The sequence below is a fragment of the Ruegeria sp. genome (genome assembly GCF_028066395.1).
Taxonomy (GTDB): Bacteria; Pseudomonadota; Alphaproteobacteria; order Rhodobacterales; family Rhodobacteraceae; genus Ruegeria.
Genome location: NZ_JALCBM010000103.1, coordinates 1 through 10,174, shown reverse-complemented (window position 1 = coordinate 10,174; position 10,174 = coordinate 1). Strand labels below are relative to the sequence as shown.

At 59.3% G+C, this 10,174-nt stretch carries 9 protein-coding genes, 1 tRNA gene and 1 pseudogene; 5 read left to right on the top strand and 6 right to left on the bottom strand.

What is annotated here, in order from left to right; all coding sequences use genetic code 11:
• Positions 1-134 (bottom strand): annotated as a pseudogene (locus tag MPJ51_RS20735) (M48 family peptidase); the annotation flags it as partial.
• 100 nt (positions 135-234) lie between these two features.
• Here MPJ51_RS20735 and MPJ51_RS20730 point away from each other — a divergent pair.
• Positions 235-558 carry a TIGR02300 family protein gene (locus MPJ51_RS20730; RefSeq protein ID WP_298390803.1) on the top strand — a complete coding sequence of 108 codons (324 nt, stop codon included), beginning with the start codon at positions 235-237 and terminating at the stop codon, positions 556-558.
• 138 nt (positions 559-696) lie between these two features.
• Positions 697-772 (top strand) — tRNA-Ala (locus MPJ51_RS20725).
• A 393-nt stretch (positions 773-1,165) separates the two neighbouring features.
• Here MPJ51_RS20725 and MPJ51_RS20720 read toward each other — a convergent pair.
• The 5 genes from MPJ51_RS20720 to MPJ51_RS20700 all read right to left on the bottom strand — a co-directional run bounded on the left by MPJ51_RS20720 (position 1,166) and on the right by MPJ51_RS20700 (position 6,498).
• Complete coding sequence (locus MPJ51_RS20720; protein ID WP_298390801.1) at positions 1,166-1,990, bottom strand: universal stress protein; 825 nt, start codon at positions 1,988-1,990, stop codon at positions 1,166-1,168.
• A complete protein-coding gene (locus MPJ51_RS20715) occupies positions 1,990-3,477 on the bottom strand; it encodes an aldehyde dehydrogenase family protein (protein ID WP_298390799.1) in 1,488 nt (495 codons plus the stop codon). Before MPJ51_RS20715 ends, MPJ51_RS20720 begins: the two co-directional genes overlap by 1 nt.
• Entirely contained in the window at positions 3,470-4,963 is a 1,494-nt protein-coding gene (locus MPJ51_RS20710) for a tripartite tricarboxylate transporter permease (protein ID WP_298390797.1), read from the bottom strand. Before MPJ51_RS20710 ends, MPJ51_RS20715 begins: the two co-directional genes overlap by 8 nt.
• 9 nt (positions 4,964-4,972) lie before the next feature.
• Positions 4,973-5,521, bottom strand: coding sequence for a tripartite tricarboxylate transporter TctB family protein (locus tag MPJ51_RS20705; protein WP_298390795.1), 549 nt, complete (start codon positions 5,519-5,521; stop codon positions 4,973-4,975).
• Positions 5,522-5,583: 62 nt separating this feature from the next.
• Positions 5,584-6,498, bottom strand: a complete 915-nt coding sequence (locus tag MPJ51_RS20700; protein ID WP_298390793.1) for a tripartite tricarboxylate transporter substrate-binding protein — start codon at positions 6,496-6,498, stop codon at positions 5,584-5,586.
• A 69-nt stretch (positions 6,499-6,567) separates the two neighbouring features.
• Here MPJ51_RS20700 and MPJ51_RS20695 point away from each other — a divergent pair, with 69 nt between their 5' ends.
• The 3 genes from MPJ51_RS20695 to MPJ51_RS20685 all read left to right on the top strand — a co-directional run bounded on the left by MPJ51_RS20695 (position 6,568) and on the right by MPJ51_RS20685 (position 10,114).
• Positions 6,568-7,425, top strand: coding sequence for an IclR family transcriptional regulator (locus tag MPJ51_RS20695; protein WP_298390791.1), 858 nt, complete (start codon positions 6,568-6,570; stop codon positions 7,423-7,425).
• A 62-nt stretch (positions 7,426-7,487) separates the two neighbouring features.
• Entirely contained in the window at positions 7,488-8,723 is a 1,236-nt protein-coding gene (locus MPJ51_RS20690) for a Tm-1-like ATP-binding domain-containing protein (RefSeq protein ID WP_298390789.1), read from the top strand.
• A gap of 32 nt (positions 8,724-8,755) precedes the next feature.
• On the top strand, positions 8,756-10,114 hold the full coding sequence (locus MPJ51_RS20685; RefSeq protein ID WP_298390787.1) for an aminotransferase class III-fold pyridoxal phosphate-dependent enzyme: 1,359 nt from the start codon (positions 8,756-8,758) through the stop codon (positions 10,112-10,114).
• Positions 10,115-10,174 lie beyond the last annotated feature (60 nt).

Sequence of the window (10,174 nt, the reverse complement as noted above, 5' to 3'; positions counted from 1 at the left end):
GCAACGCCCTGCGGGTAGGTCAGCGTAACCCGCCCGTCCAACTGGGAAATCCGCAGGGAAATCCGCCGCGCACGCGCCGATTTGCGCAAGGTCAGCGGCACCGGAGGCTGTCCGGGCAATGCGTGGCGCCCCATGGGCCGTTCTCCTTCGCGCAAAGGCTTTGACAGTGCCTGCCGCATGTGGCAGGTGACCTGAATCATTGATGAGATTCACCTGATATCAAGGGGATTTGATATGCCCAAGGAAGAATGGGGCGTAAAGCGTGTCTGCCCGACCACCGGCAAGCGCTTTTACGACCTGAACAAGGACCCGATCGTCAGCCCCTATACCGGCGAGATCGTTGAACTGGAAACCGGCAAAAGCCGCATGATCGCCGCGGATGCCGAAGACGCCGCTTCGGTCAAGGCGCGCGAGGCCTCGTCGGACGAAGATATCGTTCTGGACGATGACGATAACGTCGATGTCGAGCTGGACGATGACCTGCTGGACGACGATGACGACAACGACAACGTGTCGCTGGACGATATCACCGACATGTCGTCGGAAGACGAATCCTGACCCGGCCCGAGGCGGCCCCGGCCGCCTCGCCCTGCCCGTCGACTGCTGGCAATCTTTTTCCCTGAATCGGATTTTTGCCCTTGCACTCGACAGCGGCGTCTCATAAACGTCCGTCCACCGCAGCCGCGGTACCATGATGGGGCCTTAGCTCAGTTGGGAGAGCGCTTGCATGGCATGCAAGAGGTCAGGGGTTCGACTCCCCTAGGCTCCACCATCCTTCCATGATATGCTTTGAACTCAATAACTTCATGGTTTTCAATGGTTTTTCCAAGGGCCTGTTACAGTGAGGCCTCTTGAGAAGATGCCTGGACGCCCCCGTCTGTATGGCCGTGGATCGACCTATTATCACCGTGCAGCCGTCCCGAAGGACACTGCTGAATCGTATGGAACGGTCGAAGAAACCTTCTCTCTACGCACCAAAAACAGGGCTGAGGCACTCGTTAGGGTCCGTATCGAAGCGGCCCGCATTGATCGCCTGTCTCAGGAACACCGGAGAGCGCTGAGCAGGCAGCAGGAGAAAGACGCAGAGGCACCTCTGGAAGAACTTAACGGATTGCCGGGCCGCCGTTGATACCAAGAAGCACTATCCGATCGGCCTTCTGTTATCTCAATGTGCCAGGAAGATCGGAATGTTTGTTTTCGCCATGACATCATTCGTGACACCGCCAAAGAGGTCTTCGCGGAACTTCGAATGCTCGAATGCGCCCATGATCAAAAGCTCGGCCTGCAGCCGTTCGGCCTGTTCCAGGATCGTATGCGCGATGCCCTGACGGGAACGTTCGACTGTAATCCAATCAGCGGCGATACCCTGCCTTTTCAATGAGGTCTGGGGGTCCAGCCCGGACGCCTCGATACCTGCCTGAGGCGGCCCGCCAACCGTCACCAATGTCACGGTTTCCTTGGTTTCCAGAAGCCGGATCGCGCTTGACAGCGAACGGGCCGCAGCGCGGCTGCCATCCCATGCGACCATGACGCGCCGGGACACGCCGGTTGTCTGGAACCCGTGCGGGAAGGCCATGACCGGACGACCGCTTAGAAGGGCGATCCGGTCGGGGTGCAAGGCGGTCCGGTGGCCTCCTGTCTCAGGAATGCCCACGAGGGTTACGTCAAAAAATCGCGAAGCCTCGGCAACGCTTGTGTCATTTGCGTGCTGACGCTCGATCAAATGAATTTTTTCCTGCACAAGGTGTCGCGTGGCCGATGAGAATTTGGCCTCTATTGCCTCTATGACCTCGGCCGTATTCCGTGCCAACATGTTTCGGATTGCCGATGGAAGCCATGAATTGTCGTCGCCTGCACGAAGGTTCTCGAACGTCGCGACATAGCCGGTCAGATGCGCGTCGTAAGCTTGTTGCATCGCGACCGCAGACGCCAGAGCGGTTTCTGACGACGGCGTGCCGTCAATGGCTACCAGAATGTTCCTGATCGGCATCAGAGTTTCATCCAGACTGTTTTCAGGTCCACATATTTGTCGAGCGCATGAAGCGACTTGTCCACGCCATTGCCGGATTGTTTCATGCCACCCATTGGCACGGTGACATCCGATCCGCCATAGGTATTGACGTGCAGCAGCCCCGATCTGATCCCCTTTGTTACCCGATGCGCGGTCGACAGATTGGATGTCCAGACCGCCCCGGCAAGGCCGAATTCCGTTGCATTGGCAAGGCGGATCGCTTCTTCTTCGGTGTCGAAAGGGGTCACTGTAAGAACGGGGCCAAAGACCTCTTTCTGAAACACGGTCGCCTCGGGGGTGACATTGTCGAGCACGGCGGGCGACATGTACGTGCCGCCGGTTTCTTCCCTCACACGCTTGCCGCCGGTCAGGCAGGTTGCGCCTTCGGCTTCGGCGATACCGACAAAATTGAGGTTCTGCGCAAGCTGTGCTTCGCTGTGGACCGCACCGATCTGAGTATCGGCTTGCAGCGGGTCCCCGATCGCCATGGTTTCGGCAATTTCGGTGACACGCCGGGTGAACTCTGCGTGGATCGACCGTTCGACAATCAGGCGGGACCCGGCGATGCAGACCTGACCCGAGTTGCGGAAGATCCCGTTTGCACAGACATTGGCGGCAAATTCCAGATCTGGGGCATCGGCAAAAACCACATTGGGGGACTTGCCGCCAAGCTCCAGATAACACCGTTTCAGGTTCGAGCGCGCAGCATAGTCCAAAAGCCGTCTGCCCGTCCCGCCCGAGCCCGTGAAGGCCAGCACATCGACGCCCATATGAAGCCCGATGGCCTCGCCCACAACCGACCCCTTGCCGGTAACCACGTTCAGAACGCCATCGGGCAACCCGGCCTCCTGCGCCAGCGCGGCGAGTTTCAACAGCGACAGCGAGGCGCTTTCCGCTGGTTTCATCACCACGGAATTCCCGGCCGCAAGCGCCGGAGCGATCTTCCAGGTGCCAATCATCAGGGGGAAGTTCCACGGCACGATAACACCCACGACCCCAACCGGCTCGCGGTGGACCAGTGCAAGCGTCCCGTCCGGCGTCGGGGCGATTTCGCCCGCCACCTTGTCGATAGCTTCGGCATAATAGCGGATCGTGCCTGCGGCTGAACCTGGCTCGGCCTTGAGTGCCATGCTGATTTCAGTGCCGTTGTCGCGAACGCCGAGGACTGCAAGTTCCAGCGCGTTCTTCTCGATCAGATCCGCAAAGCGGTGCATGATCTTTTTACGCTGTGCAGGTGCCATGCGCGACCAGCGGCCATCCTCAAAGGCTGCGCGGGCGGCTGCAACGGCGGCATCCACGTCATCGGCGGTGCCATCCGCTATTGACGTCAGAACAGCGCCGTCAATCGGGCTGATGACATCACGAATACCGCCGCCCGAGGCATCGCGCCAGCGACCATTGATGAAATTCGATTGCGGCGGGATTTCATTGCCCCGCAGCGTATCAATGGCGGATTGGTCAAGCATTCCTGGCTCCTGATTTTTTGCGCCAGCCCTTCAGGAGGCTGCGCAAATGAAAGAAAAGAACAAACACGATCAGTGCGAAGATAATCGCGGCGACCGGGCGGTTGATGAAGTCGAGCGGCGTTTCCACATTGGCCATGGACGTGCGCAGCCGCGTCTCCATGATGCCCCCCAGAACCATGCCAAGGATTATGGGGACGACCGGATAGTTCAGCCGTTTGAGGATATAGCCGAATATTCCGAACCCGGCGGCAAGGGCGCAATCGGTGGCCGAATTCCGCAGCGAATAGACGCCAACAAAGCTGAGCGTCAGCACGATCACACCCAGGAACCGCGTCGGGATGCGGATCACCTGCAGGATGCCGCCGGTTGCAAAGGTCAGGAAGATCAGAACCAGTATATTGAGGATCAGAAGCCCCAGATACAGGGCGATCACAAATTCCGGCTGGTTCTCAAAAAGCTGCGGACCGGGGACGACGTTATGAACGTAAAAGACCGACAGCATCATGGCCGTCAGCGCCTCGCCCGGGATGCCAAGGGCCAGAAGCGGGATCATCGCCGCCCCGGGAACGGCGTTATTTGCCGCTTCTGAGGCAACCAGCCCTTCAGGAGAGCCGCTGCCGAATTTCTCGGGCGATTTGGACGTGCTTGCGGCGTAGGAATACGAAAAGAACTGCGCCAGAAACTCGCCGACGCCGGGGATGATCCCCATGATGACACCCGAGCCGGAGGAGAAAAGTGCAATCCGCTTGTGGCGAAACAGTTCTGTCAGACCGTGGAACATGGACCCCGAAAGCTTGGGCGGTTCCGGCGCGTCATCTTTGTCGATCAAAAGGACATAAGCCTGACTGATCGCAAAAAGGCCAAGCACGACAACGATCAGGTTAATGCCCGACGACAGCCAGCTTTGCCCAAAGGTGAAACGTTGCGTGTATTGGATCGGTTCCAGCCCGATCGTGTTCAGCCAGATCCCGACACATATCAGAAATGTGGCGATGGCGGCCTGACCGCGATGGGTAACAATGACCAGAACGATGCCCAGCACAGCGGCCAGAAAAATCTCGCGCGAGCCGAAAAGGGGCGCCACGGCAGCCAGAACCGGGGTCATCAGGATCAGACAGAGGATCGAGAATACGCCACCGAAGAAGGACGCGGAATAGGCAAGTGACAAAGCGCGATGCGCCTGACCGCTCTGCGCCATGGGATAGCCGTCATAGGTCGTAAGCGCATTGGCTGCAGTGCCCGGAGTATTGATCAGAATGGCGGGGATCGCTCCCCCATACATCGACGAACCATAGATACCCAAAAGAAGGGTCAGCCCGACGATCGGTTCGAACGCAAAGGTCGCGGGCAAAAGGATCGCAATGGCAACGGCTGGACCGACACCGGGTATGGCGCCGATGGCGACACCGCCAATGGACCCCACAAGCAGGGCAAGGATCACGTCGATCCGTGCAATCAGTTCAAAACCGGAAAGCAGAGCTTCCATAAACAGTCCTCAGAGATACAGAATGAAGAAGTTGCGCATGGCGTCCGGGAACCATTCGTAAACCGAACCGCCCGGAATCTTGACCTGCAGGAGGGCCTTGAACAGGATCACCGTCGCCATCCCAACAGCCAGCGCCATGCCCAGCGCGGCGCGGGACCGGTAACCGACACGGAATGCCAGACTGCCCGCAAAGACAATCGACGCCGCCAGATAGCCGATAACGGGTGTGGCGAACACATAGGCCATGAACCAGAGCGCGAACTCAAGGCATCTGGCCCAAAGGAACACCTCTTCGCCCACTCCGGTAAATCGCTCGGCTTTCCGGGAATCCATCAGGGACTGGTACAGATTGAAACCCGCGCACAGCACCATGCCAGTCACAGCCAACCGCGGCCAGAACCCCGGCTGCCCGGCAAACTGCCGCCCCGGCTGCCAAACGGTCTGGCTCCACATCTGAGAGAAGAGAAACAGAGAAAGAATGAGGCACACAGCCGCGAACGCGGTGTCCCCGGATCGCCTCTCAAATACAGGCAACCCTGACTCGGTCGTGGCACCCATTCACGAAACCTCCGCTGAGAGAACATGCCGGGCGGACAGGGCCGCCCGGTCGGTTGATTGGCTCAGAGGCCGTTCATTACGGCGGCGTCGGCCTCGATCTGCGCGGCGGCGTCTTCGGCATTTTGCCAGTAGATCAGCGCGCCGGTCTCGGCGGCCAGCTGTTGGGCCCGTTCGCTCATGACCGTTTTCTTCGCCACGGCGATGATCTTGTCGCGCACGTCCTGCGGCGTATCCTTGTGAACGAAGAACCCGTTCCAAAGCGCCACGTTCAGCTCGGGCACGACCTCGCCAACCGTTGGTGAATCAGGGGTCAGGGCGATGCGTTCACCGGTCAGCGACGCAAGCACTTTCACGTCATCCAGACAGGGAAGGATCAACTGAAGCGTCGTGTTGATCACATCCGCATCGCCGGAGGCCAGTGTATTGCAATCCAGCGCATCAAAGGCCGCGTCGGAGCCGAAATTAAACCCAAGCTTGCCCTGAAGCGCCATCGTCACCCGGGTCGGCGGCAGCGGTCCGCCGAAATGACCAAGCGTCAGTTTGTTGTCCTGCGCATAGTCAGCCATGCCCTGCAGGTCATCATATGGCGCATCGCCTTTCACTGCGATCACAAACGGATAGGTCAGAAAAATGCCCAAAGGCTCGAACGGGTTCGGGGTGAGTTCCGGGATACCGATATTCGGCCCGGCAATCGGAACCGCGGGTACGAAGGACCCGATGGTGTAACCGTCTGCCGGGGCCGTCGCGACTTCGATGGCACCCGGGAAGGGGCCCCCGCCGCCGCCCGGTTTGTTGATGACCGCAGCGGGCACGCCGTACTCGGCCTGCAGGTCTTCTGCGATCATGCGGCTGAGAATGTCTTCGAGATCGCCCGGAGGCCACGGTACGACGATCGAGATCGGCTTCTCGGGATATTCTGCCATTGCCACAGTCGCCCCGAGCGCCAGCGCCAATGCGGCTCCTACGAGTTTCTTCATTTATTAGCTCCCTGTTTCCGGCGTGGTTTCGCGCCATTTTGCGTTTCATTATTTGAACCGATGTATTATATGTTGAAAGCGACACCCAATTCTGTCAAGCTTTTCATGCAATCTGGCGACAAAGCTTCCGCAACAAAGGGTGTTGATACAGTGACCGCAGGCCCCTCGACCGTTCTCAAAGCGCTGACGCTGCTCGATTTTTTCAACGAGCGGCGGCACAGCATCGGGCTCAGCGATTTCGCGAAACTTTCGGGTTACAACAAATCCACGACGTTGCGGTTTCTTACCGCGCTCGAATCGAAAGGCTTCGTCGAGCAGGACGAAAAAACGCGGCTGTACAATCTCGGCCCGGCCTTTCTGCGGTTTGCACAGCTCCGTGAGGCCTGTTTCCCGGTGGTCGACGCCGTGAACACCATTGCCCGGGATCTTAATACCTCAACAGGAGAAACGGCCCACGTATCGGCAGTGTCCGGCGAATGGCTGGTGAGTGTCGGTGTGGCAGAAAGCCAGAAAGCAAACCGCGTGATCGTCGAACCCGGCGAGCCCTGCCCGTATCACGCTACCGCTTCGGGGCTTGCATATCTGGCCTTTGCAACACCCGGCTTTGTCGAGGCCGCACTTGGCCGTGAGCTTGAGGCGCATACATCGGATACGCTGACCAATCCCCGCTTGATTTATGAAAAGCTCGAAGCGGTCCGCAAGACCGGAATATCCTATTCGTCCGGCACCTATGAGGAAGAAGTCCTGGGTGTTGCGGCCCCGTATTTCGGCCCGGGCGGAAGAATCTGCGGCGCGGCCGCAATCGCATTGCCGGCTGTTCGCGCAACCGATGCCCGAATGGTGATTATTGAAGAAAGCATCAGGACTGCTGCCAAACGGCTGACAGCCCTGCACGGCGGCACCTACCCCGAGGACTTTCCTTACTAGGGTGTGCCGCAAGCGGAACAGGCCCCATGCCTGAACAATCAACAAGATCAATGGGAGGAAAAATGACAGAAAAAACGATCCTCGTTGTCGGCACCTACGACACGAAAGACGACGAACTGACCTATATTGCCGAATGCATCCGCAATCTGGGCGGGCATGTGCGGACCATGGATGTCAGCGTTCTTGGCGACCCGACAGCCCCCTGCGATCATTCGAAACACGACGTGGCGCAGGAAGCAGACAGCAGTATCGAGGCGGTGATTGCCTCTGGGGATGAAAACCATGCGATGCAGATCATGGCAAACGGCGCGTCCCTGCTGACGGCAAGGCTGTATCGCGAAGGCAAGATCGACGGGGTTATCATCCTTGGCGGCTCCATGGGAACGGATCTGGCTCTGGACGTCACCTGCGCCTTGCCGATCGGGGTGCCGAAATACTTCGTCTCGACCGTGTCATTCTCACCGATGATCCCGTCCGACCGGCTTGCGCCTGACGTGCAGATGATCCTGTGGGCCGGGGGTCTTTACGGGCTGAATTCCGTCTGCAAAGCGTCGCTGAGCCAGGCCGCCGGAGCGGTTCTTGGCGCTGCACGCGCGGTAGAACGCCCGTCGGACGCACCCTTGATCGGCATGACAAGCCTTGGCAAGACCGCGCTGAAATACATGGTGACGCTGAAACCCGCGCTGGAAGAACGCGGTTTCGAAGTTGCGGTGTTCCATGCGACCGGAATGGGCGGCCGGGCGTTTGAGGCTCTTGCGGCACAGGGCGCATTCGCTTGTGTCTTTGACTTCTGCACGCAAGAGCTTGGCAATCATGTGTTCGGCTCCAACATCACTTCGGGGCCGGATCGCCTGACCGCAGCCGGGTTGTCCGGCACGCCGCAGATTGTTGCCCCCGGCTGTCACGACCTTGTCGACTTGCCAAGCTGGCAACCGCTGCCAGAACGGTTTTCGGAACATCCCAGCCATGTCCACAATCGTCTCATCACATCTGTCGTCCTGAACACCGAAGAGCGGCGGGATGTCGCCCGAGCCCACGCCGCGCAGCTTGCCAAGGCGAAAGGGCCATCCGCGTTGATTTTGCCTCGGGGCGGTTGCGGCGAATGGGACCGGCCCGGCGCTGGCCTGCACGACCCGGTCAGCCTTGCCGCGTTCATGGACGCCATGGCCGCCGAATGCCCGGACACCACCAAGCTTCACGTGCTTGATGCCCACATCAATGATGAGGAATTCTCGGACACTGCCCTGGCGATTTTCGATGCCTGGGTTGCGGACGGCACGGTCCGCCAGACTTCCTGACCCCCCGACATTCCCGAAATGAGGACACCCCGATGAACCAGCACATCACAAATGATCACGCCACCCGCGATATGTGGCAACCCATGAACCACCCGGCTGACCCTTTCAAGAACCCGCCCAAGATGATCACCGGTGGCGAAGGCATGATGCTTAAGGACGCTGACGGTCGGGACATCCTCGATGCGCTTGCGGGCGGGCTGTGGAACGTCAATCTGGGCCATTCCTGCGAGCCGGTGAAACAAGCCATGGCCGAACAGCTTGCCAAGTTGCCTTACTATTCCAACTTTCGCGGGTCGGTGAACGACAAGGCGGTGGAATTGTCCCACGTCCTGCGGGAATGGCTGGAACCGGACGGGATGGCGCGGGCGTTTTATACCTCGGGCGGCTCGGACAGTGTGGAAACCGCGCTGCGGCTGGCCCGGCAATATCACAAACTGCGCGGCGACAAGGATCGCTACAAGTTCATCTCTCTGCGCAATTCGTATCACGGCACCCATTTCGGCGGCGCTTCGGTGAACGGCGGGGCCCGGTTCAAACGTATGTACGAGCCGCTATTGCCGGGTTGTTTCAGCGTTCCCGCACCCTGGACCTATCGGAACCCGTTTGACGAAAGTGATCCTGAACGCCTGACGGATCTCTGTATCGCCGCCCTGGAGGCGGAGATCCAGTTTCAGACCCCCGACACGGTTGCGGCCTTCATCATGGAGCCGATCCTGGGTGCCGGGGGCGTGATTCCGCCACATGCCTCATTCATGCCCAAGGTCCGCGAGGTCTGCTCGCGCCACGGCATTCTGCTGATTGCCGACGAAGTGATCTGCGGTTTTGGCCGGACCGGCGACGTCACCGGTTCGCGCCACTGGGGCGTGAAGCCCGACATGATGTGCCTCGCAAAGGGCATTACCACCGGCTATTTCCCACTGGGCGCCTGCATGATTTCAGAGGAAGTCGCGGAAGTCTTTGAAAGCAACCGCAGCGGCGATGGCGTTGTCGCCCACGGCTACACCTACTCCGGCCACCCGGTCGGCTGCGCTGCAGCCCTGGCTGCACTTGCCGAAACCAAACGCCTGAACGTGACCGAAAATGCCGCAGCCCGCGGCGATGAATTCATGACGGGTATGAAGGCACTGGCCGAGAAACATGAACTGATCGGTGACATCCGGGGCGGCGAAGGGCTGCTGATGGCCCTCGAACTTGTCTCGGATCGCAAGACCAAGGCGCCTGTCTCAAAGGACATCATGGATCGCTTGTATCAGGATATCTACGACAATGGCGTAATCGTTCGCACCTCGGCGAATACAATTATCTTGTCACCGGCACTCATTATTGAACCCGGACAGGTTCAGACAATTTTGAATGCCGTTGACGATGGCCTCGGGCGGGTTGCTGCCTGAAACGAGAACTCCGCCGAAGCGGTGGCTGGATTAACACCGCTTCGGCCCATGTGTTGCGAA

Bases quoted from the DNA above. Each gene is read 5' to 3' on its own strand.
- MPJ51_RS20730 (WP_298390803.1), top strand. From the start codon at position 235: ATGCCCAAGGAAGAATGGGGCGTAAAGCGTGTCTGCCCGACCACCGGC.
- MPJ51_RS20720 (WP_298390801.1), bottom strand. From the start codon at position 1,990: ATGCCGATCAGGAACATTCTGGTAGCCATTGACGGCACGCCGTCGTCA.
- MPJ51_RS20715 (WP_298390799.1), bottom strand. From the start codon at position 3,477: ATGCTTGACCAATCCGCCATTGATACGCTGCGGGGCAATGAAATCCCG.
- MPJ51_RS20710 (WP_298390797.1), bottom strand. From the start codon at position 4,963: ATGGAAGCTCTGCTTTCCGGTTTTGAACTGATTGCACGGATCGACGTG.
- MPJ51_RS20705 (WP_298390795.1), bottom strand. From the start codon at position 5,521: ATGGGTGCCACGACCGAGTCAGGGTTGCCTGTATTTGAGAGGCGATCC.
- MPJ51_RS20700 (WP_298390793.1), bottom strand. From the start codon at position 6,498: ATGAAGAAACTCGTAGGAGCCGCATTGGCGCTGGCGCTCGGGGCGACT.
- MPJ51_RS20695 (WP_298390791.1), top strand. From the start codon at position 6,568: ATGTTGAAAGCGACACCCAATTCTGTCAAGCTTTTCATGCAATCTGGC.
- MPJ51_RS20690 (WP_298390789.1), top strand. From the start codon at position 7,488: ATGACAGAAAAAACGATCCTCGTTGTCGGCACCTACGACACGAAAGAC.
- MPJ51_RS20685 (WP_298390787.1), top strand. From the start codon at position 8,756: ATGAACCAGCACATCACAAATGATCACGCCACCCGCGATATGTGGCAA.